The sequence below is a fragment of the uncultured Sulfitobacter sp. genome (assembly GCF_947497275.1).
Taxonomy (GTDB): Bacteria; Pseudomonadota; Alphaproteobacteria; order Rhodobacterales; family Rhodobacteraceae; genus Sulfitobacter.
Map to the genome: position 1 here is coordinate 1 of NZ_CANMFS010000019.1, position 26,543 is coordinate 26,543.

The following is a 26,543-nucleotide window of genomic DNA, read 5'->3' on the forward strand; positions in this document are numbered from 1 at the left end:
GGGCCGCGCGCGACCGCGCTACCGCCTCTTCGCGGCGTGTACCGATCGGAACATCTGGCGCAAAGGCCTCCAGGGCGTCCTCGCCAAGATGCGTGGCGATGATCTTGTCGTAATCGGCATTGCCATCCATGACCGAAAGGAACCTGTCCATACCCTCGAAGAAATACGACAGGGCGGCTTCGATCAAGCTTCGCCGATCGCTCGTGGAGAGAAGCGATGCCTCAAGGTGCACGATATTCATTTGATATGCCTCCAGGCGATACGCCACGCAAATATGCCGGCAGGTTGCCGCCACCGACGAACCGACGAAGCCGGAATTAATTTTCGGTTATTATAAATTATGCTACCCGCGGCCAAGCGCTTTCAGCGCGCTAACCCTTTTTCTGCAAGAAATTTCCCGCTTCGGTACACCGCTTTCCACTTTCGTGCAACTTATATGAAAGATAGAGAGTCGCCCCAAAAGATACGTCACGTCATTGATTCGGGGTTAGTTTATGCTTGAAGGTGCTACAATTCTACTGACCGGGGGCACCGGATCGTTCGGTCATACTTTTGTACCCATGACCCTTGAGCGGTATAATCCGAAGAAGATCATCATCCTGTCGCGGGACGAGATGAAGCAATGGGAAATGGCCAAGCTGTTCGGAAGCGATCCCCGGGTGCGGTTCTTCATCGGCGATGTGCGCGACCGCGACCGACTGTACCGGTCGCTGGACGGGGTCGATTTCGTTGTTCACGCTGCTGCTACCAAGATCGTGCCGACCGCCGAATACAATCCCTTCGAATGCGTCAAGACCAACGTGACAGGCGCTATGAACCTGATCGACGCCTGCATCGACAAGGGCGTCAGGCGCGTGGTGGCGCTGTCAACGGACAAGGCGTCGAGCCCCGTCAATCTCTATGGTGCGACCAAGCTAGTGTCGGACAAGCTGTTCGTTTCCGGTAACGCCTATTCGGGCGAACACGGCACCACATTCAGCGTCGTGCGCTACGGCAACGTGATGGGGTCGCGCGGATCCGTCATTCCCTTCTTCGAAAGCGTCAAGGATACCGGCGAACTGCCGATCACCGACCCGCGGATGACCCGGTTCATGATTTCGCTGGAGCAGGGCGTCGAACTTGTCTGGCACGCCTTCGAAGACATGATGGGCGGCGAAATCTACGTCAAAAAGATCCCGTCGATGACGGTATCCCAGATCGCCAAGGCCGTGGCGCCTGAAGCCGTCCAGAAGACGGTCGGTATCCGTCCGGGCGAAAAGCTCCACGAACAGATGATCGGTTCCGAGGACGCGGCCCATACCTACGAGTACGACGAACATTTCAAGATCCTGCCCGCGATCAACAACTGGTCGGCATCGGCCGAACGGATCAAGGACGGCGCCCGCGTATCGGCAGATTTTCGTTATGCGTCCGACAACAATCCCGAATGGATGGACGTCGCGGCGCTGCGCGCCTGGATCGACAGCAACCGCTACAAGATCGGAGCGATCTGATGATCCCCTACGGACGTCAGGACATCACCGACGCCGATCTGGAGGCGGTGCGCGCGGTATTGCTGTCGGATTACCTGACGACCGGACCCGCGGTCGATGCGTTCGAGGCGAAGATCGCCGCCGCCGCCGGAGTGGCGCATGCGATCGCGATGAACAGCGCCACTTCGGCGCTGCATGTCGCCTGCGCCACTTTGGGGCTGGGGCCCGGCGACACGCTGTGGACGCAGCCCAATACCTTCGTCGCCTCGGCCAATTGCGGGCTCTACTGCGGTGCGGGGGTGGATTTCGTCGACATCGACCCGCGGCGGTTCACAATGTGTCCCGACGCCTTGGCCGAAAAGCTGGAACGGGCCGAGATGGAAGGGCGTCTGCCCAAGGTCGTCGTTCCGGTCCATATGTGCGGCCAGCCCGCGGACATGGATGCGATTGGCGCGCTCAAAAGACGCTACGGCTTTCATCTGATCGAGGATGCAAGCCACGCCATCGGCGCGGAACACAAGGGTCGCCCCGTCGGTTCGGAACCCGATACGGATGTCACAGTGTTTAGCTTTCATCCCGTCAAGATCGTCACGTCGGGCGAAGGCGGCGCAGCAGTGACCCGCAACCCGGACCTGGCCGCGCGCATGGCGCTGCTGCGCGCGCACGGGATCACCCGCGATCCGGCCCGCATGACCAGCGAAAGCGACGGGCCATGGTATTACCAGCAGGTCGATCTGGGCTGGAACTACCGCATCACCGACATCCACGCGGCCCTGGGCGCTAGTCAGATGGACCGGCTGGCGCAATATGTTGATCGCCGTCACGTACTGGCCCGACGCTACGACACGCTGCTTGCGGACTTGCCGGTCGAAACCCCCTGGCGCGACCCCGACAGCCGGTCGGCGTTTCATCTCTATGTCATTCGCCTAGACGCGGGCCGGCGCCGTCCCGTCTTCGAGGCGATGCGCGCCGCCGGCATCGGGGTGAATGTCCATTACATCCCCGTCCACCTGCAACCGTGGTATCGCGACATGGGGTTCGGGCCGGGGGATTTCCCGAATTCCGAAAGTTACTACGAGGAAGCAATCAGCATCCCGCTGTATCCGCAACTGACCGAAGACGAACAGGATCGGGTCGTGCGCGTCCTGCGCCGGGAATTGCGGGCGTGACCGGCGCGGTCGCGATCGTTCCGGCGCGCGGCGGGTCCAAGCGGATCCCGCGCAAGAACGTGCGCGCCTTTGCCGGGAAGCCGATGATTGCCTGGCCCCTTGCCGCCGCGACCGAAGCGGGCTGTTTCGAACGCATCGTGGTGACGACGGACGACGCGGATATCGCCGCGACTGCGCGTGTTCATGGCGCTGAAACGCCCTTCGTCCGGCCCGCGCATCTGGCCGACGACCACACGGCGACCCAGCCCGTGATCGCCCACGCCATCGACGCGCTTGGGCTGGGGGGGGATGTTCCGGTCTGCTGCATATATCCCACGGCGCCCTTTCTGCGCGCCGGGGATCTGCTGCGCGGGCTGGACCGGCTGGGCGCGGGCGACGCGACCTTCGTTCTGCCGATAGCGCCCTATCCCTTTCCGATCCAGCGCGCCGTGCGGCGGGGTGCCGATGGCGCACTTGCCATGTTCGACCCCGATGCCTTCGCGGCCCGGTCCCAGGATCTTGAAGAAGCGTGGCACGATGCAGGCCAGTTTTACTGGGCGACGGCCGCCACATGGCGCACCGGCACGCCGATCTTCGCGGCTGGCGCGGTTGGTCTGGACCTGCCCGCCGACCGCGTCCAGGACATCGATACGCCCGGCGACTGGCGCCGGGCCGAACTGATGCACGCCGCCATGCAGGACGCGGAGTGTCATGGCGCTTGATGTGCTTTTCCGTGCCGACAGTTCCGTAGATATCGGAACGGGCCATGTGATGCGCTGCCTGACCCTGGCGGATACATTGCGCGCGGCAGGTGCGCGGCCGCGTTTCGTCTGCCGCGATCTACCGGGGCATTCGGGCGTGCGGATCGCCGCGCGGGGCCATTCCGTCACCCTTCTGCCCGCCCCGGCCGCCGGGACGCCCGCGGCCGCGGCCCCCCCCGACCATGCCGGCTGGCTGGCCGTTTCCCAAGACACGGACGCGGCCCAGACGCGCGACAGCGGAACTGCGCCGGACTGGATCGTAGTCGATCACTACGCCCTGGACGCGCGGTGGGAACGGGCCGCAGCCGCGCCGGGAACGCGCATCCTCGCGACCGACGATCTGATGGACCGCCCCCATGCGGTAGATCTTCTGCTGGACCAGACCCTGGGCCGCAGGGCATCCGATTACGCCGCGCTTGCGCCGGGGGCGCGGGTGCTGGCGGGGTCGGATTACGCGCTGCTGCGCCCCGAATTCGCCGCGCGGCGCGCCGAAAGCCTGGCCCGGACGCGACACCCGGTCCGCGATATACTGGTATCGCTGGGCGGGATCGACGGCACCGACGCCACAGGGCGGGTCCTGTCCGTCCTTGCCCGGACCGTTGCCGGGCGCGACATGTGCGTCACGGTCGTCATGGGATCCGCCGCGCCGCATCTGGCCCGCATCCGCGCGCAGGCAGCGGCGATGCCCGTCGCGACGCGGGTGGTGGTCGATGTGGACGACATGGCCCGCCGGATGGTGCGCAGCGACATCTCGATCGGCGCGGCCGGCAGCACAAGCTGGGAACGGTGCTGCCTGGGTTTGCCGGGCGTGATCGCGGTGCTGGCCGACAACCAGCGCGCCATCGCCGCCGCATTGGCCGAAGCGGGCGCCGCCGGGAATGCGGGTCCGGTTTCCGCAGGATTCGAGGACCGCCTGGACGCGGTCCTGCAAGACCTGTTGAGCCGCCCCCGCCGTCTTGCGGAAATGGGTCGGGCCGCCGGACAGGTCACCGACGGGACCGGCGCGTGCCGGGTCGCCGATATCATGATGGAGTCCGCGACGCCGTGAAGATCACCATATTGTGTTCCTCTCCGGAACATCCGGTAAACAGCCGCCTGAAAGCCTGGTCGGCACGACAGGCCGCCCGGCACGATGTCGCGCTGGTGCGCCGCATCGAAGAGGCCCGTGGCGGTGACATCCTGTTCCTGATTTCCTGCACCGAAATCGTGCGCGCCGACGACCGCGCGCGTTATGGCGCGACGCTGGTCATCCATGCCAGCGACCTGCCGCGCGGCCGGGGCTGGAGCCCCCATGTCTGGCAGATCCTGGAAGGGCGCGACGAAATCGTCGTCACCCTGCTGGATGCGGCCGATGCGGTGGATACCGGTGACATCTGGCATCAGGAACGTTGCCCCATCCCGCGCACGGCCCTGTGGGACGAAATCAACGACCGGATCTTCGACGCCGAACTGCGTCTCATGGACTGGGCCGTCGACAACTTGCCAACCGCCATTCCCCGGCCGCAGGATGCGGCAATCGCCCCAAGCTATTATCCCCGGCGCAGCCCCGCCGATGGCGCGATCAACCCGGACACCACCTTCGCGCAGGCCTTCGATGCGATCCGGGTGGCCGATCCGGTTCGCTTTCCCGCTCATGTCCGCATACGCGGCCGGACATACGCCATTGAACTTCGGAGACTGGAAGATGAGTGATATATTCGAGATCGCCGGCCGCGCCATCGGGCCGGGCCACGCGCCCTATGTCATCGCCGAATTGTCGGCCAACCATAACGGGGATCTGTCCGCCGCCCTGGCCATCGTCGACATGGCCAAAGCGCGTGGGGCCGATGCGGTGAAACTGCAGACCTACCGCCCCGACACCATCACCCTGGACGCGGACACGCCCGATTTCGTCATCGAAGGCGGGTTGTGGCACGGGCGCAGGCTCTACGATCTCTATGAGGAGGCGCACACGCCCTGGGACTGGCACCCGGCGCTGTTCGACCATGCGCGCAAGGCGGAGATCACGATGTTTTCGTCGCCCTTCGACACCACCGCCGTCGATCTGCTGGAAGACCTAGGCGCGCCTGCCTACAAGATCGCGTCCTTCGAGGCGGTCGACCTGCCGCTGATCCGCTACGTCGCCGCGACCGGCAAGCCGATGATCGTCTCCACCGGCATGGCCAACATGGACGAGATCGGTGAAGCCGTCGCCGCCGCGCGCGACGGCGGCTGCACCGATCTGGTGCTACTGCATTGCGTCAGCGGCTACCCGGCCCCTGCCCGCGACTACAACCTGGCCACGATTCCCGACATGGCGCGCCGTTTCGGGGTTTCGGTCGGGCTGTCGGATCACACGCTCGACAACACGACCGCCATCGCATCGGTGGCGCTTGGCGCATCCGTCATCGAAAAGCACGTGACGCTGGACCGGAAGGGCGGCGGGCCTGATGACAGCTTTTCGCTTGAACCCGACGACCTGGAGGAGCTGTGCCGGGGCGCGCGCACCGCCTGGGAGGCAACCGGCCGCGTCGATTACGGCCGAAAATCCTCGGAACAGGGCAATGTGCAGTTCCGGCGGTCGCTTTATTTCGTCAGGGACCTGCCTGCCGGTTCGATCTTGTCGGCGGATGCGGTACGCAGTGTGCGCCCGGGCTATGGCCTGCCGCCCAAGATGCTGGATCGGGTGATCGGTGCCACGCTGGTGCGTGACGTGGCGGCGGCCACCCCCGTCCGGGCCGAAGATTTCGCATGCCCGCGAACGACCGGATATCCGCCATTCCCATGATGACAATTTCTTGAAAGCGACATGCCGGTCTGCGCGGGCGGAGCAATCCCATCCGATGCTGATCTTCTAGGCAGCACACCCATTAATTTCTGTTCAATCCTGTGCGTTTGCGATTCATTTCGGGCGAAACAATGGATGGGAACGGAGCATGGCGTGGTCAGACATGAGCGACCTGGAATGGGAATTCATCAAATCAGTGCTGCCAGACAAGTCTCGCGGCGTGAGGCGGGTTAGATGACCGGCGCGTGATCAATGGCATCTTCTGCGTCTAGCGCACCGGCATACCCCGGGCCGGTCTGCCCGGGCAATACGGGCCTCCCACCACGATCTGTAATCGCTTCAGTCGCTGGAGCTGCGCGGGCATTCGGGATTGGGTCATGGAGGCCGTCGCGGACGCGCACAATGTTGATATGGTCATGGTGGACGGCACGTCTGTCCGCGCTCACCATTCTGCAACGACGCTCAGAAAAACCACCCGCGTCGGTGCCTCGGGCGCTCGCACGGCGGGTTGGGAACGAAAATCCATGCACTTGCCAATCAGGACGGCCTGCCGGTCCGGTTCGAACTGAGACCCGGGCAAGCGCCTGTCTTCCGTCGATGCCGAGCCGAAGACATCCAACCAGCATGAGGTTGGAACGACAAAGGCGATGCGGGACGACTTTCTGGGCGAGATACACCAACAGAAATTCCCGGCGATTTACATCTGGCTGGGCGGCGACCAGGAAGGTTTCACCGAAGAAAGTTGGGCCACTCATTACGATGCGCGGATCAACAAACCCCGCGCCGCCGAATGGCGGCTCTACTACCCCTCAAATCCCGTCACAGAGGCTATGAAGGCCGGAGATACCCTTTTCCTTGCCAAGGATCAGGGAGGCGTCCTCTGGTTCATTGTGGCCCCTGAAGGGTCCACCAGCGAACAACAGCTCTTCTGGCTGTTTGGCCTGCGTCCCGAAGGCAAGTCCTTCGTGTCGCGCGAATTCTCGGACGCAGAGCCAGAGCTGGATTTCGCAGCTCGCTTCATCCTAGACGAAATTGGCGTCGAGTTTGAGGAACCCGAAGCTGACAAACTGGACAGCATCATCGAAAAGTTTGGCACCACATTCCCGAAGACGGCCGAGTTTTCCGATCTGGCCCGTCTCACCCTGCCCGAGGTTCACGCCGAAGATGACCCGGACGCAGCCCTTATCGCCTGGCTGGACTATGAAGAGGCATTATTCCGGCGACTGGAACGCAAGGTGGTGTCATCGCGGATCGAGGCCGGGTTTGTGGATGATACCGGCACGGACGTTGACGGCTTTATCAGTTTTTCCCTAAGTGTGCAGAACCGGCGCAAGTCCCGCATGGGGCATTCGCTGGAAAACCACCTTGCCGCCGTTCTGAGAGCGCATGACATCAGGCACGTCCGGGGCGCAGTAACAGAACACAAACACAAACCGGACTTCCTGTTTCCTGATTTGGAGACCTATCAGGCAGCACCAACCGAGGGCGATGCCCGTCTGACAATGCTGGGGGCCAAGTCTACCTGCAAGGATCGTTGGCGGCAGGTTCTGGCAGAAGCCGAGAAGATCAGTCGTAAGCACCTTCTGACGCTGGAACCGGGGATTTCAGAGCCGCAGACCGATCAGATGGAAGCGTCCAGCCTTCAGCTCGTAGTCCCCTCCCCTGTTCACGGCAGCTATACCGATGCGCAGCGTGGCTGGCTTTGGTCGGTTGGGGATTTCATTGGCGAGGTTCGGGCGCGTCAGGGATAGTTGCAAAATAGATAACAGATAACAGTTACCTTCGACGTCCATCTATTTCTGCCGTATCGGGAATGTTGATCCCACCGGCCCGCAGGCATTCATACAGAAGCTCTTTCTGGGTCACCCCACGCTTCTGGGCTTCGGTAGCAAAGGCTTCTTTGATTGGCTTTGGAACATTCGTGAATGAAAACTGGACACGAGGCGCGTCTTTGAGGGCCGATGACTTCGCCTTGCTCACACTTGGCAAGGGCGCTGACAATTCCTTGAGTTTCCGGGCGCTGTCATCGCCATCAAGATCGTCATCAAGATTTACGCTGACTTTGGCCATGACCCACTCCTGTAGAAACTGATTAAACCCCTGCCCTGCAAATCGGCCAAGACCGATTGTGCGGACCGTCTGGCTGATCCTTGTGGTGACTGGCCGGTCGAGGTCATTTCCTTGAACCCGGTGCGGTGCGCGCACATAGCATTGAGGCGCGGTACGTTTTGGGCGTCCAGCGCATCGGTGATAGCCTGTGTGATGTTGGTGTGTGTGTCCACGTCCATCATGACAACCAAAGCAGGTATCTCTTTCTCCATAGTTTCAGCAACGCTTTGAACATGAGAGAATGTTCGCTTTGCCCCTTTGGCATCCGCTTCATTCGCTTTTGAAGGTATCAGGATCAGGTTTGCGGCGGCGATTGCATGCATCGACATCGCAGACTTGAAACCTGCGGTATCCACAAAAATTGCGTCGTAGGCAGGATCAGCTTTCTTTAGAGCTTTGACCGTGGGGATGAGTTTTTCGTCATCTTCTTCATAGAGCCAGTCGAGAGTGGTCTGATCCTTCTTAGCCCAGGCTTCCAGATGCCTTTGTGGATCAGTGTCGATTACCGCAACCTTAGCGCCGTCCTCAACCATCAGACTTGCAATAGCTGTCAGAAGGGTTGTCTTCCCGGCACCACCTTTTTCCTGCACTACGCTGATAACTTGCGTCATGATCTGTCCTCTTTTTTGCGAACCTTACCCCTTAACAGATAACAGTCAACACATAACTATTAAGTCATAACACATAACTAATATTAGTTATGTGTTATGGAGCCTTTCCTTTGCGCTCATACCATTTGCGGCAGAAACCCACGAAAGCTCCATCAGGGTGGCGCGGTGGTTCACTCATCCACATGCGCCATTCCTGTTCAAGGAAATAGACATCCCACGTTGGAGCAGCATCACGCGCTTGTTCATATGCCACTGAGGACAGACGGACCGAGATATCTGAAGTTACGGCAGGGCTATCGCCATAAACATCCAGAAACTCGGGTTTTGGCGAGACTTCCAGCACGTCATGCAACAGCGTGAAACTGTAGTCCGGCATGTGGGACTGGTCCGCATCGGCCCTGCAAATTGCCTTTACCAGCCGCTTGAACTCCTTTGACGTAGACGTAGAGCCGGTCTTGTGTTGCAGCTTATCGAGACCAATGCGCCAGACTTCTTGCTTTCCGCAGTGCTTGCGGGCCAACTCATACAGCCGCCGTTCCAGAGGTTTTCGAAGTTGGAAATATGCTTTGTGCAGCGTTAAAACATTCTTGTTTTCAATGGCTTTCACCAGCCAGTCACCCATTTCAAGTTCTACGCTGAGAAGACGGCCCGTGGAGTCTTCCTTGACGATCTTTGCGTCCGTAATGAACGAAATTGAGCGCCATTCACCTACACCATGGTCATGGATGTTCGTCTCGATTTGGGTGAATTGAAGACGGGTGAGGGCGCGACGCAATGTTGCGTAGGCTTGTCCAGTTGTGTGCCGATTGGTTGCCTTCAGCAAATCGTGGGCTGAGATACGAACACGACGTCCAATTTCCTGCCCTTCATTCTTGGCGGCCATAAGTTGACTGAGGACATAAATCAAAATGTCCCTGTCGAAGACATTGGCTCGTCCCTCCTCAGCGGCTGGCGTGATCTTCACTTTGACATTGCCTTGTTCGTACTCGAAAGCGGACATGTCTTTCTTGACCGACAGCGAGAATAGGGGATGCTCCATTGAAGCCCTGTCGCTTTTGGGCGTGGCATCAAGAATATCGCACACGAATAGATCCGGCTCAGTATGCCGCTGGGGGAGCAATGCTGTTCTTTTGCGAGGCCGTGCCATTATTCGATACTCTACCCACCATTCTTCGACAGTCTGCCCACCAGACCCGAAAGTTCTTCGATACTCTACACACCTTTGTTCGATAGTCTACCCACCGTTCTTCGATACTCTACACACCTTTGTTCGATAGTCTACCCACCGTTCTTCGATACTCTACACACCAGCAGGTCAAAAAAGGCATAATTCAGGAAACGATATCAAAGGCTTGAAAAGTCACCGATTCTCGTAACACCTTTTATAACACATATATAACACCCAGCTTGCAGCTCCGGCCTGTCACAACGGTCGCTACAAAACGTTTATGGATAGAACGACACGCAGGCATCGACACCTGTTGTTGTTGATTGCCAGATACTGCCAAGGACGGCGCACCCTGATGGGGTGGATGCTATGAAACGAGGAAGCAGCAATGTCAGCACCACGACCAGAACAATAGCCCCCAGACCAAACCAGGGCAGACGCGCTTTGAACTGATCTACTTTCTTTTCCCTTTCCCAAAGAGCGCGTTCCGCAGTGGCGCGATCCTCTTCAAGTTTTTTGAGCGCGTCCTGCGCTCTGTTCGCCGCACTGAACAGATCAACACACATCTGGCCCATTCGGACGAGGTTGTCGTTGATCTTTCCATCAATCGTTGAGCCGACCAGTTCACCATACTTTTTCGGGTTGGTTTGATCACGAGCCGCGAAGGCCGCAATCCGTGCTTCCGTTAAGACTTCAAACTGTTTGTTTGCAACTGTCGTCAAACCGTCGATCCGGTTCGACATGCTGGCGACAGCCGTTGCCATAAGATCAATCGTTTCGCGCAGCTCTTCGTTGGAAAGGGCAGGGCGTTCGGGCTGTTCAGATGATGGTTCATCGGGCAGGGCGTTCGGGCTGTTCAGATGATGGTTCATCGGTCATGGCGGTCACTCCTTTGGATCACTGGTTTTCCGGGACAAACAGCCCCTCAAACTCGCGGTCGGCGTAGTAGCGCAGCTTACCCGCTATCGCCGTGGGCTGACCTTGGATGCGCAGAAGCTGGAGTTCCGGCGGCAATTGCATGATTTCATCTGGGGTCAGCAAATCGCGCCCGGTGATGGATGTGCCGGTTGTTGGCATGTCACCCGGTTTGAAGTTCTAAGTTTGATAGCCAATCGTACCCTGACCCATCGTCTGGCTCAGCCACTTGGCCGTCTCGTAATCATTCACCCCGAACACCTGTTGCACCCCGGCATTGGCCACGAAGGTCGAGGCGCGTTGCCCGTAGAGATCGCGGAGCTGGCTCATGTCCTGCAAAATGGGCCAGAGCTGGAGACCATAGCTCGCCATCAGCCCCATGGCGCGTTCCACAGCCTCCAGACGGCCCAGAGCCGCAAATTCATCCAGCAGGAAGAGGGCAGGGGCCTTCAGGCGCTCTATGGGCCTCTGAGCGGCGATTTGAGGGTTCTGAGGCCCTGCCGGTGTCGCTGACACTTCTGCGTCCCGTGCGATGTCCTGAAGGGCCTGAGAGACCAGAAGGCGCAGCCAGCGGCTGTAGGCGTCCAGACGATTGGGTGGCAGGACGAGAAAAACGGACGTGATCCGGTGGCGCAGGTCCGAGAATTGGAAATCCGACCGGGCCATGCACTTGGCGATCCGGGGGCTATCGAGGAAATGGGTGTGGCGCTGCGCGTTCGAGAGGACCGAGGCGGCTTCACGTTCCGCCTTTCCCGCGAAGCGATTGGCAGCGCGGGCCACCAGACCGTCCGCTGCATCGCTGTCCTGCATCAGTTGCAGCAGCGCCTTCATGCGGTCCGGGGGCAGGGTAAGATATTCGCGGACGGCCCCGAGGTTGCGCCGTGCCGGTTCCTCGTGGGCCACGCAGAACATAATTAGACCGCCGAGGAAGGCTTTGGCCTCCTCGTTCCAGTGCGCATCGCCGACCTGACTTGCCGGGTCCACCACCAGCGCGTCCGCCAGTGACGTAGCATCCTCGCTAAGATCGGGGCTATCCGCCGAGAGCCGGTCCAGCGGATTGTAGGCGGCAGAGGGACGACCCGAGACACCAAAGGGATCGAGGACATGAACCGCGCCCATGTCTTCCCGCGCCGCCCAGGTGATCCGGGCATTCTCCCCCTTGGGGTCGATGACCAGCACCGAGCGTTCCGCCGCCAGCAGGTTCGGGATCACCGTGCCGACGCCCTTGCCCGCCCGTGTGGGCGCGAGGGTCAGCAGATGGGCGGGACCGTCATAAGACAACAGCCTGCCGGTGTCCGGATTGCGTCCGATGAGAAGGCCATCCGCCTGTTCCAGACCCCGCAGCTCTTTCTTGCCAGCGAACCGGGCCGAGCCGTGGCTGTCACCCCGCCAGCTTCCGAAGAAGGATGCGGCCCCAGAGCGCTCGATCCAGCCCGCCGCACCGACTACAGCACCCGCCAGCATGAGCGGTCCGAAGACCAACCACTGCCACGCGCTTTCGCCGGGTTCCTGATCGTAGAAGGCAAAGACAAAGGGCGTCGCGATCAGTGATCCGATCATCGCACCAAGGATGGCAAAGACGATCACGCCGCCGATTAGAACCGGGGTCACAACCGTGACCTGGATCAGCCGGAACAACCGCCAGAAGGCGAGGCGCACAAACCGGATCAAGAGGCGATGTTCAAGTCTGGTCGGAGCGCCGCGATCAGGATGGCGCGGGCCTCTTCCTCCGGCGTTCGCTGGTTCGTTTCGGCTCGCTTTGCAATCGCCGCATACAGCTCGTCTGATATCTCAATTTCGAGGTCATTATCATCCATCGGATTGTTCCTCCTCATGGGGCAGTGCAGCGGGAGCGTTATCGCCGGTAGATGCCCTATCCCATTCCGCGAAGGCCTTGCGGTCCTGTTGGCGAGAGAGGTTCCGCACCAACCTCTCCAGCATGGCCGCAGCGCCGGAATCCCGTTCCGCCAAATCCAACAACGCACCGCCAAGGATCACCTTGCGCCGGGTGTCCATTTTGCGCTGTCTGGTGGCCTCGCGGTTCTTCAGTCCCTGAAGGCGGGCCTTGGCCTGGGCGTATCGTTTCTCTGCGCGTTCGAGTTCTGTCTCTGCCATATCGCGGGTTTCCACTTTTGGATGTGCGGGTGGAAATGTTGACTTACAACCACTGATGGTAGAGATTACCCGTAGGCCTGTAAAGGACAAGGGCGCACTTATGCAAACTCTCCACCTGCGGTTCCGAGATTTGCGTGCGATCTCTCTGGGGCAGCGCCCCGACCGATGGTCATCCCCTTCGCTGCCACGGGCATCGACATGGAAGGACGCGCTGCTCCTTCCAAACCATCCTAAGCCAACTTCAGCAGTTGGATCGCATCCCAAAACGTCGCGCCAGCAATTCGACCGATGCCCCACGGCGGGGGCCGGTCTGCCGCTGGCGTCGCCGTTCCGGGAGACGTTGATCGTCGGACCTGCCGGTGCCGATCAACGCCGGGTTTGCCCCCGGCAAACCGCCTGTCATCTGTCCCCATATCCCGCTCCCCACGAAGCTGGGGATCTGGGGACAGATGACAGGCAAGCCCGCGCCTCAGAGGTGCTGCACACCCCTTCGAACGGTCTGTCTTTTCCCCTCCGGCCCCAGTGTTGTGGGGCGCAGTACATCGGGGAAAAGACGGCTGACCCGGTGACCAATATCGGGACATCGGTACGGATCAGTTCCGGCGCGCGGGCATGTTCGCATCACGGGCGAGGGGAGGGCGCATGGCCAGCTACCACCTCTCCGTAAAGACCATCAAACGCAGCGCCGGACGCACCGCGACGGCAGCGGGGGCCTACCGTGCAGGCGAGCGCATCGAGTGCCAGCGTGAGGGGCGTGTCCATGACTACACCCGCAAGAAGGGCATCGAGGAGACGTTCATTGTTGCCCCCGAGAATGCCCCGGCCTGGGCGCATGACCGCGCCTCGTTATGGAACGAGGCCGAAGCCAGCGAGACCCGCCGCAACTCCGTTACGGCCCGCGAATGGGAGCTGGCCCTACCCTCCGAGATCAGCGCGGAGGACCGGTCGCAGATCACCCGTGAGTTCGCCGAGGAGCTGGTCAGCCGCTACGGTGTTGCGGTCGATGTGGCGATTCATGCGCCGCACCGCGAGAGCGATCAGCGCAACCATCACGCGCATGTTCTGACCTCTACCCGGAAGCTGGAGCCAGAGGGGTTCACGGCCAAGACGCGGGTGCTGGATTCCGCGAAGACTGGCGGTGTCGAGATCGAGCAGATGCGTGGGGTCTGGGCCGAGTTGCAAAACCGGGCGCTGGAGCGCGTGGGCGAGGTCGAGCGTGTCGATCACCGGTCCCTTGAGAAGCAGCGCGAGGCGGCACAGGAGCGCGGCGATACGCTGTCCGCCGAGGAGCTGGACCGCGACCCGGAGCTGAAGCTGGGGCCAGCGGCCAATTCCATGGAGCGGCGCGAGAAGGCAGCGGCGGAGCGCGAAGGACGGGACTATGTGCCGGTGACGGAGCGGGGAGCTGTTGTTCATGCAGCGCGGCAGGCGCGGGCGGCATTCCGCGATGTGCGCGAGCGTGTCGAGATTGCGCGGGAAATCTACGGGGTCGAGCGAGACGCCGGGCAGGGGCGTGTGTCCGCCGGTCTGGCGGCACTCAGAGCGGCAACATCGAAAGAACGTGGCGAACGCAACCCTGAAGATTTACGAGAACGGCTGGCGCGTGTCGTGGGCCAGTCACGGGATCAGGACGACGCCCCGAAGCCTGAAGGCCGCAATTACGCGCGGGAGCGGCTGAAAGAGATCATGGAGAAGGACGCCGGGCGCGATGGTCAGGCGGCTGTTCACAAGCTGGACGGGTTCAGCGAAAATGACCTTGGGGAAGAGGCCGCGAGACCGTCGCGGACCCCGGCCCAGCGTCAAGGGCAGGATCGCTCCGACGACATCGCGCGCGAGGGTGGCAAGCCTTCAGTCAACGAGCGCTTGAAGGACGTTTTGAACAAGCCGCGCGAGCGGCTGGAGATTGAGGACGAGCGCAAACAGGATAAGGATCAGGAGGTCGAGAAGGAGCGGGACATCGACCGCGATCCGGGCCTCAGTCACTGATTAGATTAGATTGTGTGAGGTCTTTTCCCCGTTCTTCATTGGAATGCTTGCCTGTGCGAACCCAACACCGACGAGGAACGAAATAACTCCAGTTGCAGTCTTGAACTCGCGCACCCTGATCGTATTCTGCGTCAGGCGAGTCCTGGCCGTGACAAGGATTTTCTCCTGACCGTCGTTTCCGACAGTCCGCATGATCCACAGACCGTACCAGCTTGGCCCCTTGCGTTCAGGTTCGGCTTTGCACAGCACTTCGACTGTGTGTCCTGCCTCGGCAAGCGCCCGAAGGCCTTGTTCGGTGGTCACGTTTAGTTCGAGGTCAGCCGTTTGGTTCATCGCACATCTTCAAAGAAACAATAATGCTCTTCTTTTGTCTGAATCTAGTGAAAGTATCAATCGTATAGTATTGAAATAAACATGGCTCATTAAACTTCTGTGATCCCGGCAGCATGCCGGTCTCGCTTTGAGCGATAGACAGGGCAGGGGATCGACGGACTAACGCCCGCTCACCCCAACCCTGACAGTTTCCAAATCCTATTGATCCGCCTGCCATCCTGGCAGGTCCGGGAAAACCGGCAAGCGCCGCCTGTGGCGTCGGTTCCGGTCGAGAATTCCGGTTCCTCCCACGCGCAGGCGCGCGGTTCCCTCCCAAATTCACGCCCTTCACCCGGTTGTCACGGCCCCGCCAGGCCGCAGGACGGGCTTTGCCCTTACCTGCTCTGCCTTTCGGAATGCATGGGCATTCCAAAGATCAGAACAGGAAGGCCCGCCCATTGGCGGAAAGGGAAACAGACCCCGACCGCATCACGCGAGGAGGGTCACAAATGACCAAAGAGAAATTCGACGTTTACACCCATGTCACCAATCAGATTGTCGCGCAGATCGAGGCGGGAACGCCGCCGTGGCGCAAGCCGTGGACCGGTGGCGGGGTATCGGTCAGTTTGCCGGAACGGTTCAACGGTGAAGCCTATCGGGGCATCAACATCCTGATGCTTTGGGCGACAGCGATGACCAAGGACTACAGCTCGGCCCGCTGGATGACGTTCAATCAGGCCAAGCAGTTGGGGGGGCATGTCCGCAAGGGGGGGTCGATTCCGGCTGAGTGCAGAATAGGGCGTTAAGCCTGGATCGGGGCTCTGAAATTGCTTTCAGGCGTCATTTCCGGCGAGATACCGGTAGATGGTGGCCTTTGAGAGGCTGTATTCGGCCATGAGGTCTTTGATCAGAGTGCCACTCGCGCGTTTGTCGCGCAGCTCTGCGATCTGGTTGTCAGTGAGCGCGGGGCGTTTTCCAAATTGGACACCGCGATCCTTGGCCTTCTTGATCCCGTCCATTTGTCGTTCAGCGCGGATTTCAGTTTCGAACTGGCCGATGGCCCCGAGCATGTTGAACAGCAGGCGGCCAGTGGCATCCGACGTGTCGATATTCTGATCGATGACGACGAGATCGACGCCTTTCTTGCGCAGGGTCTCGGCGATCTGACACAGGTGTAAGGTTGAACGCGCCAATCGGTCGATGCGCGTGACGATAAGCTGATCACCGTCGCGGACGTAATTCAGGCATTCTTTCAACTGCGGGCGGGCATCGGTGGTGCCGCTACGCTTTTCTTCAAACAGCTTGTCGCACGCGCTCAGCTTTTCCCGCTGCACGTCCAAGGATTGTCCAACTGAACTGACACGGGCGTATCCGATTTTGGCCATGAGGTCTCGAATAGATTGAGGATTTCTGCGACCTCCATATTGAGACATTGAAAAAGACATGGCAAGCGGGCGGTCTCAATATGTCTACTTTCAAAGACCCCATCCCATAAAGAAAGAACAGTTTGATGGCACACCGAGCGATCCTGACCGCGCGACAGCGCACGGAGCTTTTTGATCTTCCCACAAACGAGATGGCATTGCTTCGGCATTACACCCTGGACGACGAAGACATAGTGCGCATTCGCACCCGGCGGCGGCCTGAAAACCAGATCGGCTTTGCACTTCAGCTTTGTGCCTTTCGGTATCCAGGTCGCCTGCTGAAAGCTGGTGAAATCATTCCTGAACCCGTTTGCCGTTTTGTAGCCGCGCAACTCGGATTAAAACCAGATGACCTCCTGCCATATGCCGCGCGGGAAAAGACCCGCCGGGAACATCTGGATGCTCTGCGAAAGATGTACGGGTACAAGATGTTTTCCGGCAAACGCGCCAAAAAGATGCGGAGCTGGCTGGACCGAAATGCTGAAGCGTCGCAATCCAGCCAGGCTCTGGTGCGTGGGTTCGTAGAAGAATGCCGCAGACAGCAGATCATTCTGCCGGGAACTTCGGTCATCGAACGTCACTGTGCTGATGCGTTGGTCGCCGCTGAACGTAGAATTGAGGCTCGCATTGCCGCTCGTCTCGATGCAAATACGCGCGCCAATCTCGACAAATTGCTGGCCGAAGAAGTGAATGGTCGGGTCAGCCGGTTCATCTGGTTGCGACAGTTCGAGGTGGGCAAGAATTCTGCCGATCTCAACCGCCAGCTCGACCGGTTGGAATTTCTGCAACGGATCGCGTTGCCGCCAGCAATCCTAGACGACATCCCGGCGCACCGGGTCGTGCAATTGCGCCGCCAAGGCGAAAGATATTTCACGGATGGGCTTCGGGACATCACCAGTGATCGTCGTTTGGCCATCCTTGCCACCTGCATCGTGGAATGGTCGGCCGCCATCGCAGATACTGTTGTCGAAACCCATGACCGGATCGTTGGATCAATCTGGCGGGAAGCAAAGAAGATTTGCGATGCCCGTGTTGCTGAGGCGCAATCGGAAATCGCAGCGACTCTGGCCGGGTTCGAGACTTTAGGCACGACCTTGCTGATAGCCAAAGGTGATGAAGCGGCTGTCGCCCAAGCCGTAGATGTTTCTTGTGGTTGGGATGTTCTGGAAAACCTCGTCGCAACGGCTGGAACACTTGGTAAAACGGTCAAGGCGGATGCACTGGTCTATGTCGAGAAGGGCTATCATCGCTTCAAGCTCTATGCCCCGCGAATGCTGGCTGCATTGGACATGACGGGAGCCAGTGTGGCTGAACCTCTACTGGCGGCGGCCACTGCGATCCGCAACAAACGCGATATCCCAAGCCGGTCCGCGCCATTTCTGAAACCGCAGTCAAAATGGCGAGGCCACTTGCGGAATGCGCAGGAAACTAACAGAGACCGGCTTTGGGTCGTTGCGGTGCTGTTCCATCTGCGCGAAGCCTTCAGATCCGGGGATGTCTGGCTTTCTCACTCCCGCCGCTACAGCGATATGAAACAGGCCCTGGTTCCGGTCGAGGCCGCTCAGACTATGGGGCTGTCGATGCCATTGGAGCCGGAAATCTGGATCGCAGATCGAAAACAACGGCTGGAAGACGGGCTGCACAGGCTTGTCATGGCGGTCAAAAATGGAACCCTCCCTGGCGGCGTCATCGAGGATGGCCGATTGCGCGTCGACCGGCTTGAAGCTGATGTTCCCGCGGAGGCCGATAGCCTCATTCTTGATCTTTATCGCCGTCTGCCAGAGGTGCGGATCACGAATATTCTTATGGACGTGGACAATGATACCGGGTTCATCGATGCCTTCACCCATCTGCGCACCGGTGCGCCGTGCAAAGACAGGCTCGGTTTACTGAACGTCGTTCTGGCAGAGGGCCTGAATCTCGGGTTGAGCAAGATGGCCGGGGCTAGCAGCACGCATAGTTTTACCCAACTGGCGCGACTGTCGAACTGGCATGTGGAAAGCGGGGCTATCAATCGGGCATTGGCCACCGTGATCGCAGCGCAAGCACAGTTACCAATGGCAAATTACTGGGGTGTCGGTGAAACTGCTTCCAGTGACGGGCAATTCTTTCCCACCACGCGGCAGGGCGAGGCGATGAATCTGATCAATGCGAAGTACGGTCATGAACCCGGCCTGAAAGCCTATACCCATGTATCAGATCAGTATGGCCCGTTTGCTACGCAGGTCATCCCGGCAACGGTGAACGAGGCACCATATATACTGGATGGGCTGCTGATGAACCCGACCGGAAAGCGGATCAAAGAACAATATGCCGATACCGGTGGCTTCACGGATCTTGTGTTCGCTGCCACATCGTTACTCGGTTATTTGTTCATTCCGCGCATCAGGGATTTGCCGTCCAAACGGCTGCATGTCTTTGATCGACGCGGTGTCCCAACCGAGCTGAGGGGCTTGGTGGGTGACAAAATCCGAGAAAATACAATCATCGCCAACTGGCCGGATGTTTTGCGCTGCATCGCAACGATGCTTTCAGGCAGGATGCAGCCCAGTCAGCTCCTGAAGAAACTAGCGGCGCGGCCGAGACAACATGATCTGGCCATTGCCCTGCGCGAAATCGGGCGGGTTGAACGGACACTCTTCATCATCGAATGGGCGCTCGACACGGACATGCAGCGCCGTGCAAATATTGGTCTCAATAAAGGTGAGGCGCACCATGCTCTGAAAAGTGCCCTACGGATAGGTCGCCAGGGGGAAATCCGCGACCGCACCGCAGAGGGCCAGCACTTCAGGATCGCAGGGCTGAACTTGCTCACCGCCATCATAATCTATTGGAATACAAAACAGCTTGGTGTCGCTGTCGCGCAGCGGAAAAAGGCCGGGTTGGACACGCCAGCATACCTCCTCACGCACATCTCGCCCCTCGGATGGGCCCATATCATTCTCACAGGCGAGTATCGGTGGCGGCGAATGAACGCTTAAAACCTTACCGCCCTATTCTGCACCGAGCCGGAGTCGACCCCACTTGCGTTGTTTTCCCCATAGTGGCTTTTTTAAGGTGGTAATTCCCACTTTTCAATCCCGTAAATCTGGCCCAATTCCCCACCTTTGCGGCCCAATTCCCCACTTATAGGTCGAATTGAGCCTTATAAATAAGGGGTTTCATCGCCCTGAACTTATAGAACTTATAGAACAAGAAGGCGCTACGCGCTTTTTGGTAAAAATATAGGGTGGTTTTGGCGCTTATCGGACCGTTTAATCCGCCCTCAAGCCCTGCGGCTCCGCCGCTGCAAGCGACAAGGCGGTGGGATTTCTAAGAATACGTGGTGGGTTCACTTCCCGCGTCTTGCCTTCCTCGCCGAAGACCGAAAAACACAGCGCGAAGGCTAAAATGCAATTTTGGTATACATTGCGCATATCCTGCAAACGCAACACCCCTCGCCGAGCCGTTTTATCAGCCTTGAAGTCTCGAACGAGCAAACAGCAGTTTTCGGAGGGGTTTTCGTTGCAGGATATGCGCAATGTTATCCAATTTCTGCGAAAATGGAGCCATGTGTGCTTTGTGGTCGGAATGATCGGACTGCGCGACGAACTGATCTGTTGCAAATTAAGGCACCAGTGTCGGGTATTGAGATCGCTTCAAACGATTGCCGTGATCAAAAAAGCTGTGCTCTCCTGGATCACCAGCCCGGATCAGCACTAGCAATGCTTTCCCATCATAAGTATTACTAAATAATACCTATGGAGGAAAAGCCATGCAGACCCCCGTTGCTGTGAAGCTGGACGCAGACATTCACAGCCGTGTGAAAGCCCTTGCCGAAGCGCGGGACAGATCCCCGCACTGGATGATGCGCGAGGCGATTGCGCAATACATCGAGCGCGAAGAAAAGCGCGAAGCGTTCCGCCAGGACGGTATCCGCGCCTGGGACGCCTATCAGGAAACCGGACTGCATGTGACACATGCCGAAGCGGATGCCTGGCTGGCCCAGCTTGCCGCTGGTGACGATCAGGAGCTGCCCGTTTGCCACGTCTGAACTGGTCGCCCGAGGCACTGGCAGATGTTCAGCGTCTTTATCGGTTCCTTGCCGCGAAAACCCTGATGCAGCCAGACGTGCGGCGAGTGCGATTCGTGACGGGATGCAGATCGTTGCGGACCACCCAGATGTCGGCCGGCCCGTGGACGACATGGATCCAGAATATCTGGAATGGCCGATCAGCTTCGGTGCCAGCGGCTACGTCGCGCTCTATCGTTTGCAGCAGGACGTAGCTCTGGTCGTCGCTGTGCGTCACCAGAGAGAGGTTGGCTACCAGCCTTTGTGACACCTGGTGTTTTGCTGACGTTCACCTATGACTGTCTCATGACACAGTGTCCCAAAGTGAGATTGAGACATGGCAAAAGTGAACCTGACACAGGGTGAAAAGCTGGCTGGAATAAGCCGCCCAACTCTCAACAGGCACCTCAAAGAAGGCAAGGTTTCAAAGGGAATTGGCGAAGATGGAAAGCCCTGCGTAGACACGTCTGAACTCCAAAGGGTCTATGGAAGTTGTCTCATGGTGTGTCACATCGAGACGTCCCAATGACACAGCGTGGGACACCCCCAGAAACAGCCGAAAATATGACTGAAATTACGCTGTTACGAGCCGAACTTACTGCTACAGAAGAGCGCCTTGAAGAAACCCAGAAAGACCGTGACGAATGGAAGGGGCAAGCTGAGACGCTGTCCCTGCTATTAACCGATCAGAGGCAAGAAAAGCCTGTCGAACGGAAAAGAGGTTTCTGGCGCGCCATCTTTAGCGGGTCAAAAGTCTAATGCCATAAACCTTCAACAACTGATTGGGTTTTGAACGGGGTTTGTGGCGGCGGAAAACAAGGTTTTTCCTGACCGTTCAAAAAAGGGCAAGTTTTATTGAGAAACTCCGATAGCGACTGAGCTTACCTTGAGGCATAACAAAATCATATTAATGTCTATTTCACAGTAATTCTCTATGCTCGATGTGGAGCGTGAGAAAAAGGTGACAAATTGACCTGAGCCCCAAGTTCCCTCCAGCTCTGAGCGGAGTCCTTGGTGTTAAATCTTTGGCGTTAGGCCGCCATCTTGTCCATTGCCTTTGTCTGCAAAAATTCCATCGGTGTCAGGTTGCCCAATGCTGAATGTGGTCTGCGCCAGTTGTAATCCTCCTGCCATTCTTCAAGCGTGTTGCGGGCATCGCGTAATGTTCCAAACAGCGTTTCGTTAAGACATTCGTCTCGCAGTTTGCCGTTGAAGCTTTCAATGAAGCCGTTCTGCTGAGGCTTTCCAGGCGCGATGTAATGCCAATCGATGCCGGTTTCCTGAACCCATTTGAGGATCGCCATGCTGGTGAACTCAGTGCCGTTGTCCGATACAATCGTCTCTGGCATGCCCCGCTCAGCGATCACACGGTCCAGTTCTCTGGCAACCCTTTGGCCCGACAATGATGTGTCCGCGACCAGCACCAAGTTCTCGCGACTGAAGTCATCGACGACGGCCAGAATGCGAAAACGGCGACCGTCTGTCAGCGCGTCAGACACGAAATCTAAGCTCCAACGTTGGTTTGGGCCATCGGGTGGGACCATCGGCTTTCTCGTGCCCAACGCACGCTTCCTGCCACCTCTGCGCCGCACCTGAAGCTTCTCTTCGGTATAGATGCGCCTCATCTTTTTGTGGTTCACCGCAAAACCTTCCCGCGCAATCATCACATGGACACGACGACACCCAAACCGTCGCCGTTCTCTGGATACCCGTTTGATCGCATCGCGTAGCTCAGTGTCATCGCCACGGCGCGTCAGGTATCGCACCGATGACCGATCAACTTGCAGCGCATCGCACGCCCGTCGCTGGCTGACCTGATGGACCTCCATCAAATGCGCCACCGCTTTCCGCTTCCCGGCGGGCGTCACCACTTTTTTGAATTGATGTCTCGGAGCATGGCGTTGTCGAGCATCTGTTCGGCCAACAGCTTCTTCAGCTTACCGTTCTCGTCCTCCAAAGCCCGTAATCGCTTCGCATCAGAAGGCTCCATCCCGCCATACTTCGATTTGTATTTGTAGAACGTCGCCGAACTGATCCCATGCCGCCGACATACATCGGCGGTCTTCTCTCCAGCTTCCTGTTCTTTGATCATCGCAATGATCTGCTCGTCTGTGAATCTTGCCTTCATTTATCCGTCCTTTTGTTGGGCGGACTCTACACAAATCTGGAGGAGTTTTAGGGGCTCAGGTCAAAATGAAAAAGAGCAAAATGTCAGCGAATAGATTATGATCTATTCTTCAGCGCTGACGGCCTTGCCGCCGCCCGACCCGCTGCGCGTCCATGGCACCGTCACCTGCCGGGTTTTGCCGCATTGGCTGTAAAGCGACCCACGGGACACACCAACAATGGACACTATTATCGACCATCCTCTGCGCACACTCAGGGCCTTTGGAAAAGCCTGCAACGGAACGGTTTTGGCAATCCCGGAACGCGATCGGCGTAGGCCGTTTCGATGTATCCCAGGGCGACGAAAACCGTGTCGTACCGGCGCGGGAAATGACGCGGGCTTCGGGTAGCTTCGTCCTCAATCGTAAGGATCCGCGGTGCGATACGCGTCATCTGCTCGAAGACCCATTCGCTGTCGGTGTGCAGATGTTCGAGAACCGCCATCGTGTAGATCAGGTCATGAGAATCGTCGGCCAGGCCCTGTACCGTATCTTCGATGGTTCCGTGGATGATCCGGGCGGATTTCAGTTCGGGGAAAAGCTCCCTGCCAAGCGCGATCGCCTCTGCATTGATTTCAACACCGGAAAGCCGCTTGAAACCCGCATGGTGCAGGAAGGCAAGATTGCGGCCCACATTGCAACCCAGTTCGAGAATACGCGCGCTCGGATCGACCGCTTCGCGCATCCGGTCCACAAGAAAAAGGCTGCGGCCGATAGCGGGGCGGGCGTAGGTGTGCGGTGCGTTTTCTTCGCCCGGGCTGCGCCAGTAATTGTGAATGGCGTCTATCTTGATGGGGGTATCGTTCATTTCGATTAGTTCTTCTCAGCGCAGGACGGAATGTCTGGGACGGACCCAGCCGTCCATGACATGTCCGATGTCCATGGCGACGGCCCCGCGCCGGCGGGCCCGTCCGATGAATATCTTTCCGACGATCCCACCCGCGACCAGAACCAGCCGGCCGGGACCGGTCTTTGCGTCGAATTCGTCCATGAGGTCGCGGTAGACGAAGGGAAGGGGGCGATCGCCCTGCACATATATGTCGTTTCCCTTGACATTGTTGTGGGTGGTCAGTGCGACATGTTCCAGACCCGGCAGATTGCGTAGCCCGGGGGGTAAATGTTCGGGCCGGACGCTGCTGACGATCGTGACGCGGCTTCCTTCGGGCAGGAGGTCGGTGATCGTGTTGATCTCCTTGAACAATCTGTCATTGCATTTGTCTTCAGTAAAGCGGGCCGTGGCAGAGACATGCTCTTCTACCGCGTGCAGCGCGCTGAGCAGGCCGCGCCCCTGAATCGCGGATGTCAGGGATTTCGACTTTTCGGCGGTATCGCGCACGAAGCGGTAGATGGACGGTATGCCCACCACATCCGCTTCCGAAAGGGCTGCATGCACTTCGGCCCGGATGCGCAAGCGGTCTTCTTCGGGCAGTTCCGTCCCCCACCAATGGCGTTCGCGGTTGGCCAGGTCGGCTTCGTCGCAATAGCCTGCCTCGGGGAAAAGCGCGCCTTCCCCGTCGCTGAGCCGGATACAGGAAAATCCCCGCCCGTTCTCCAGCGATGCCCGCAGAAGGCCCCGGAATTCGTCGCGCTGGGGCGCGAGGTGCAGATCCATCAGCGTCATGCGCGAGCGCAGCCTTTCATAGATCGGCTGAACCTCGGCGGTGAACTGGCGGCGCACCGCTTCGGGGGCCGTTTCGGCAAAATCGCATTCCGCCGTTTCATGCGACCAGCCGTCGCGCGCCGCACCGGCAAAGAATTCCACGTTCCGATAGCGCAGGCGGGCGAACGGCGTGGCGTCTTCTTCCACGCCCGCGCGCAGCCGGTCATAGAGCTCGCGCGAATTCTCAATTGGGGCAAGCCGCTGGAGCAGCCCGAATTGCAGAACCGGATTTACCCAACGCCAAGGGTTGACGCGCAGCTTGGCAAAGCGGGCCACCTGAGCGTCGGTTCCGTAATCGATGACCGCGGGCATCAGGGTCTTTTCGATCTCCCGGCGCAGCATCCGGCCCCTTACCGAGGATTCAATCCGGTCAAGCGCCGTATCGATCTGCTTTTCGGTCACGACAAGACCCAGCCGTTCCGCGCGTTTCAGCGTGAACCAGACCTGCGTATTCGACGCGGGGTTAAGCCCCGGATCGGACGCAAACAGCGCGGCCACGACCGGATCGCGCTGAGAGATCAGCCGGTTGACGGCGTGCACGACAACGATCGGTTGGAACTGGTTGAGCTTCTGGTTCAGCTGAAGCCATTCCCGGGGGGTCTTGGACGTGGCAAGCGTGAAAGCCACCAGATCGACCGCGTTGTGTTCCCGGGTGCGTGGCGGCCTTGCCGGGGCTGGTGCGGCGACGGGTGCTGCGGGCACGCGACGAGATACGTGATTGTCGCGCAGCCGTGCCATTTGTTCCACGAAGGCCTTCTTGCGCTCCGTTTCGGGGTTGATCGGTATCCACTGTCCGTATTCGGAAAGCCATGCATTGTCGATCTCGTAGGGGGCCCAGAACTTTTCCGAAGCGCGCTCAGGCTCCAGTTCAGGCATCAGCCCGGCCGCGACGAAACCGTAGTAATCAGGGGGTACGGGATCGAAGCCGAAGACCTGATGCACCTGATGGCCGGCTGCGACCAGTTCGATCGCGATTGAGGAACTGCCGACAATTGCCAGATGCGGTGTCTCCGGGATCGCGTCCAGATGCACCACCCCGTCCACCTCCAGCCAGGTTGCGATCTTGCGCGCGGCATTCGGATGATCCTTGATCGCGACACGTGCGACCCCCGGATTGGCGCACAGCCCCCGCAGCAGGGCTTCGGTCGGCGCTTCGAGCACCGAGGCGGTCGGATAGACGACGACATCGACCGGATCCGGCAGCGGCGTGCTCAGCGCGGTCGTATCGGGCATGTTGATAGCACGTGGCAGAACCATCGTGCCGGTGGGAATGTCCCCGAGCGAGGCATAGAGCGTGCGCGAGCGTTCGTTGCGCAATACGCTGTATTCGAAATCGAGACGCGGGAAAATCGGGCTGATCTCGGCGTGCTGCAGATAAATCCGAGGAATTCCCAGGCCCTTGGCAACCATCGACAGGGCGACATGGGCCGGCGAATGGTCGTTCGCCAGCACCAGCGCGACAGGCCAGACGGCGCCAGGCGCGGTGAACCCGGTCAGGAATGTCTGGAACATGGTGATGTAAATGTTGCATTGTCGCACGACGCCGGCGGTGATGCGGTCGCGCGCGGCATAGAACTGTGCCGTCATGTCCGCGATCTGGGCCGCGGCGGCCTCGTGCAGATCGTCGGGCCGCGCGACCCGAGCCGTTTCGGCGAAGGCGTAATTGGCTTTGTCGAGCCGGATGTCCAGCGATGCGCAGAGATCTTGGAAAAAGTCGAATTCCCTCAAGTTGTTGCGCGTTCTCCCGTAGCAGGCAAAACCTTCGACGGCTATTCGGGGATGGGATCGCTTCACGCGGTCCAGGGCCGCGCGCGACCGCGCTACCGCCTCTTCGCGGCGTGTACCGATCGGAACATCTGGCGCAAAGGCCTCCAGGGCG

Annotated in this window: 25 protein-coding genes and 1 pseudogene; 13 read left to right on the top strand and 13 right to left on the bottom strand. The window is 59.2% G+C overall.

Annotated features, from left to right (window positions below; translation table 11 throughout):
• Positions 1-241, bottom strand: a 241-nt coding sequence (locus tag Q1A06_RS19950) for a hypothetical protein (RefSeq protein WP_299567798.1), incomplete at its 3' end; no start/stop codon positions are given.
• Between the two features lie 253 nt (positions 242-494).
• Between Q1A06_RS19950 and pseB the strand changes: the two genes are divergently transcribed.
• The 7 genes from pseB to Q1A06_RS19985 all read left to right on the top strand — a co-directional run bounded on the left by pseB (position 495) and on the right by Q1A06_RS19985 (position 7,899).
• Positions 495-1,493 (top strand): UDP-N-acetylglucosamine 4,6-dehydratase (inverting), encoded by a 999-nt coding sequence (pseB, locus tag Q1A06_RS19955; protein ID WP_299567800.1) that lies wholly within the window; start codon positions 495-497, stop codon positions 1,491-1,493.
• Positions 1,493-2,641: a UDP-4-amino-4,6-dideoxy-N-acetyl-beta-L-altrosamine transaminase gene (gene pseC, locus Q1A06_RS19960; protein ID WP_299567802.1), complete on the top strand. Its 1,149-nt coding sequence runs from the start codon at positions 1,493-1,495 to the stop codon at positions 2,639-2,641. The genes pseB and pseC overlap by 1 nt, the downstream gene beginning before the upstream one ends.
• Complete coding sequence (pseF, locus tag Q1A06_RS19965; protein WP_299567804.1) at positions 2,638-3,342, top strand: pseudaminic acid cytidylyltransferase; 705 nt, start codon at positions 2,638-2,640, stop codon at positions 3,340-3,342. The genes pseC and pseF overlap by 4 nt, the downstream gene beginning before the upstream one ends.
• Positions 3,332-4,429, top strand: a complete 1,098-nt coding sequence (gene pseG / locus Q1A06_RS19970; protein WP_299567806.1) for a UDP-2,4-diacetamido-2,4,6-trideoxy-beta-L-altropyranose hydrolase — start codon at positions 3,332-3,334, stop codon at positions 4,427-4,429. The genes pseF and pseG overlap by 11 nt, the downstream gene beginning before the upstream one ends.
• Positions 4,426-5,073 (top strand): formyltransferase family protein, encoded by a 648-nt coding sequence (locus Q1A06_RS19975; RefSeq protein WP_299567808.1) that lies wholly within the window; start codon positions 4,426-4,428, stop codon positions 5,071-5,073. Before pseG ends, Q1A06_RS19975 begins: the two co-directional genes overlap by 4 nt.
• Entirely contained in the window at positions 5,066-6,148 is a 1,083-nt protein-coding gene (gene pseI / locus Q1A06_RS19980) for a pseudaminic acid synthase (RefSeq protein WP_299567810.1), read from the top strand. Before Q1A06_RS19975 ends, pseI begins: the two co-directional genes overlap by 8 nt.
• 647 nt (positions 6,149-6,795) lie before the next feature.
• A complete protein-coding gene (locus Q1A06_RS19985; RefSeq protein ID WP_299567812.1) occupies positions 6,796-7,899 on the top strand; it encodes a type II restriction endonuclease in 1,104 nt (367 codons plus the stop codon).
• Between the two features lie 25 nt (positions 7,900-7,924).
• On the opposite strand, the gene Q1A06_RS19990 is transcribed toward Q1A06_RS19985, so the two are convergent.
• From Q1A06_RS19990 to Q1A06_RS20020, 7 genes and pseudogenes are all read right to left on the bottom strand, one after another.
• Positions 7,925-8,218, bottom strand: coding sequence for a hypothetical protein (locus Q1A06_RS19990; protein WP_299567814.1), 294 nt, complete (start codon positions 8,216-8,218; stop codon positions 7,925-7,927).
• Complete coding sequence (locus Q1A06_RS19995) at positions 8,200-8,868, bottom strand: ParA family protein (RefSeq protein ID WP_299567816.1); 669 nt, start codon at positions 8,866-8,868, stop codon at positions 8,200-8,202. Before Q1A06_RS19995 ends, Q1A06_RS19990 begins: the two co-directional genes overlap by 19 nt.
• Before the next feature lie 94 nt (positions 8,869-8,962).
• The gene (locus Q1A06_RS20000; RefSeq protein ID WP_299567818.1) at positions 8,963-9,952 is read right to left on the bottom strand and encodes a replication initiator protein A; all 990 of its coding nucleotides are present in this window, start codon (positions 9,950-9,952) and stop codon (positions 8,963-8,965) included.
• 362 nt (positions 9,953-10,314) lie between these two features.
• On the bottom strand, positions 10,315-10,908 hold the full coding sequence (locus Q1A06_RS20005) for a hypothetical protein (RefSeq protein ID WP_299567820.1): 594 nt from the start codon (positions 10,906-10,908) through the stop codon (positions 10,315-10,317).
• A gap of 25 nt (positions 10,909-10,933) precedes the next feature.
• Positions 10,934-12,511: pseudogene (locus Q1A06_RS20010) on the bottom strand (type IV secretory system conjugative DNA transfer family protein).
• A gap of 107 nt (positions 12,512-12,618) precedes the next feature.
• Positions 12,619-12,768 (bottom strand): hypothetical protein, encoded by a 150-nt coding sequence (locus Q1A06_RS20015; RefSeq protein ID WP_299567822.1) that lies wholly within the window; start codon positions 12,766-12,768, stop codon positions 12,619-12,621.
• Positions 12,761-13,066 (bottom strand): mobilization protein, encoded by a 306-nt coding sequence (locus Q1A06_RS20020; RefSeq protein ID WP_299567824.1) that lies wholly within the window; start codon positions 13,064-13,066, stop codon positions 12,761-12,763. Before Q1A06_RS20020 ends, Q1A06_RS20015 begins: the two co-directional genes overlap by 8 nt.
• Before the next feature lie 642 nt (positions 13,067-13,708).
• Here Q1A06_RS20020 and mobQ point away from each other — a divergent pair.
• Positions 13,709-15,052, top strand: a complete 1,344-nt coding sequence (gene mobQ / locus Q1A06_RS20025) for a MobQ family relaxase (RefSeq protein WP_299567826.1) — start codon at positions 13,709-13,711, stop codon at positions 15,050-15,052.
• On the opposite strand, the gene Q1A06_RS20030 is transcribed toward mobQ, so the two are convergent.
• Positions 15,053-15,385: a hypothetical protein gene (locus tag Q1A06_RS20030; RefSeq protein WP_299567828.1), complete on the bottom strand. Its 333-nt coding sequence runs from the start codon at positions 15,383-15,385 to the stop codon at positions 15,053-15,055.
• A 488-nt stretch (positions 15,386-15,873) separates the two neighbouring features.
• Between Q1A06_RS20030 and Q1A06_RS20035 the strand changes: the two genes are divergently transcribed.
• The gene (locus Q1A06_RS20035; protein ID WP_299567830.1) at positions 15,874-16,170 is read left to right on the top strand and encodes an ArdC family protein; all 297 of its coding nucleotides are present in this window, start codon (positions 15,874-15,876) and stop codon (positions 16,168-16,170) included.
• 27 nt (positions 16,171-16,197) lie between these two features.
• Here Q1A06_RS20035 and Q1A06_RS20040 read toward each other — a convergent pair whose 3' ends face one another.
• Positions 16,198-16,809, bottom strand: coding sequence for a recombinase family protein (locus tag Q1A06_RS20040; RefSeq protein ID WP_299567832.1), 612 nt, complete (start codon positions 16,807-16,809; stop codon positions 16,198-16,200).
• 65 nt (positions 16,810-16,874) lie between these two features.
• On the opposite strand from Q1A06_RS20040, the gene Q1A06_RS20045 reads away from it, so the two are divergent.
• The 4 genes from Q1A06_RS20045 to Q1A06_RS20060 all read left to right on the top strand — a co-directional run bounded on the left by Q1A06_RS20045 (position 16,875) and on the right by Q1A06_RS20060 (position 21,598).
• Positions 16,875-19,769: a Tn3 family transposase gene (locus Q1A06_RS20045; RefSeq protein ID WP_299567845.1), complete on the top strand. Its 2,895-nt coding sequence runs from the start codon at positions 16,875-16,877 to the stop codon at positions 19,767-19,769.
• A gap of 773 nt (positions 19,770-20,542) precedes the next feature.
• Complete coding sequence (locus tag Q1A06_RS20050; RefSeq protein ID WP_299567834.1) at positions 20,543-20,821, top strand: CopG family ribbon-helix-helix protein; 279 nt, start codon at positions 20,543-20,545, stop codon at positions 20,819-20,821.
• A 103-nt stretch (positions 20,822-20,924) separates the two neighbouring features.
• Positions 20,925-21,107 (top strand): type II toxin-antitoxin system RelE/ParE family toxin, encoded by a 183-nt coding sequence (locus Q1A06_RS20055; RefSeq protein ID WP_299567836.1) that lies wholly within the window; start codon positions 20,925-20,927, stop codon positions 21,105-21,107.
• Between the two features lie 296 nt (positions 21,108-21,403).
• Positions 21,404-21,598: a hypothetical protein gene (locus Q1A06_RS20060; protein ID WP_299567838.1), complete on the top strand. Its 195-nt coding sequence runs from the start codon at positions 21,404-21,406 to the stop codon at positions 21,596-21,598.
• Positions 21,599-21,870: 272 nt separating this feature from the next.
• Here Q1A06_RS20060 and Q1A06_RS20065 read toward each other — a convergent pair.
• From Q1A06_RS20065 to Q1A06_RS20075, 3 genes are all read right to left on the bottom strand, one after another.
• A protein-coding gene (locus Q1A06_RS20065) for an IS3 family transposase (RefSeq protein WP_299567840.1) occupies positions 21,871-22,967 on the bottom strand; the annotation gives its coding sequence in 2 pieces (ribosomal slippage) (positions 21,871-22,721 and positions 22,721-22,967; 1,098 coding nt in all).
• A 251-nt stretch (positions 22,968-23,218) separates the two neighbouring features.
• On the bottom strand, positions 23,219-23,812 hold the full coding sequence (locus Q1A06_RS20070; protein WP_299567842.1) for a class I SAM-dependent methyltransferase: 594 nt from the start codon (positions 23,810-23,812) through the stop codon (positions 23,219-23,221).
• A 15-nt stretch (positions 23,813-23,827) separates the two neighbouring features.
• Positions 23,828-26,543, bottom strand: a 2,716-nt coding sequence (locus Q1A06_RS20075) for a hypothetical protein (protein ID WP_299567844.1), incomplete at its 5' end; no start/stop codon positions are given.

Excerpts from the sequence above, each read along its gene's own strand:
- mobQ (WP_299567826.1), top strand. The coding sequence starts at position 13,709 with ATGGCCAGCTACCACCTCTCCGTAAAGACCATCAAACGCAGCGCCGGA.
- Q1A06_RS20040 (WP_299567832.1), bottom strand. The coding sequence starts at position 16,809 with ATGTCTTTTTCAATGTCTCAATATGGAGGTCGCAGAAATCCTCAATCT.
- Q1A06_RS20045 (WP_299567845.1), top strand. The coding sequence starts at position 16,875 with ATGGCACACCGAGCGATCCTGACCGCGCGACAGCGCACGGAGCTTTTT.
- pseB (WP_299567800.1), top strand. The coding sequence starts at position 495 with ATGCTTGAAGGTGCTACAATTCTACTGACCGGGGGCACCGGATCGTTC.
- Q1A06_RS20055 (WP_299567836.1), top strand. The coding sequence starts at position 20,925 with ATGCAGATCGTTGCGGACCACCCAGATGTCGGCCGGCCCGTGGACGAC.
- Q1A06_RS20015 (WP_299567822.1), bottom strand. The coding sequence starts at position 12,768 with ATGGATGATAATGACCTCGAAATTGAGATATCAGACGAGCTGTATGCG.
- pseG (WP_299567806.1), top strand. The coding sequence starts at position 3,332 with ATGGCGCTTGATGTGCTTTTCCGTGCCGACAGTTCCGTAGATATCGGA.
- Q1A06_RS19995 (WP_299567816.1), bottom strand. The coding sequence starts at position 8,868 with ATGACGCAAGTTATCAGCGTAGTGCAGGAAAAAGGTGGTGCCGGGAAG.
- Q1A06_RS20030 (WP_299567828.1), bottom strand. The coding sequence starts at position 15,385 with ATGAACCAAACGGCTGACCTCGAACTAAACGTGACCACCGAACAAGGC.
- Q1A06_RS20020 (WP_299567824.1), bottom strand. The coding sequence starts at position 13,066 with ATGGCAGAGACAGAACTCGAACGCGCAGAGAAACGATACGCCCAGGCC.
- Q1A06_RS19985 (WP_299567812.1), top strand. The coding sequence starts at position 6,796 with ATGCGGGACGACTTTCTGGGCGAGATACACCAACAGAAATTCCCGGCG.
- pseC (WP_299567802.1), top strand. The coding sequence starts at position 1,493 with ATGATCCCCTACGGACGTCAGGACATCACCGACGCCGATCTGGAGGCG.
- Q1A06_RS20050 (WP_299567834.1), top strand. The coding sequence starts at position 20,543 with ATGCAGACCCCCGTTGCTGTGAAGCTGGACGCAGACATTCACAGCCGT.
- Q1A06_RS20035 (WP_299567830.1), top strand. The coding sequence starts at position 15,874 with ATGACCAAAGAGAAATTCGACGTTTACACCCATGTCACCAATCAGATT.
- Q1A06_RS20005 (WP_299567820.1), bottom strand. The coding sequence starts at position 10,908 with ATGAACCATCATCTGAACAGCCCGAACGCCCTGCCCGATGAACCATCA.
- Q1A06_RS20060 (WP_299567838.1), top strand. The coding sequence starts at position 21,404 with ATGACTGAAATTACGCTGTTACGAGCCGAACTTACTGCTACAGAAGAG.
- Q1A06_RS19990 (WP_299567814.1), bottom strand. The coding sequence starts at position 8,218 with ATGGCCAAAGTCAGCGTAAATCTTGATGACGATCTTGATGGCGATGAC.
- pseI (WP_299567810.1), top strand. The coding sequence starts at position 5,066 with ATGAGTGATATATTCGAGATCGCCGGCCGCGCCATCGGGCCGGGCCAC.
- Q1A06_RS20070 (WP_299567842.1), bottom strand. The coding sequence starts at position 23,812 with ATGAACGATACCCCCATCAAGATAGACGCCATTCACAATTACTGGCGC.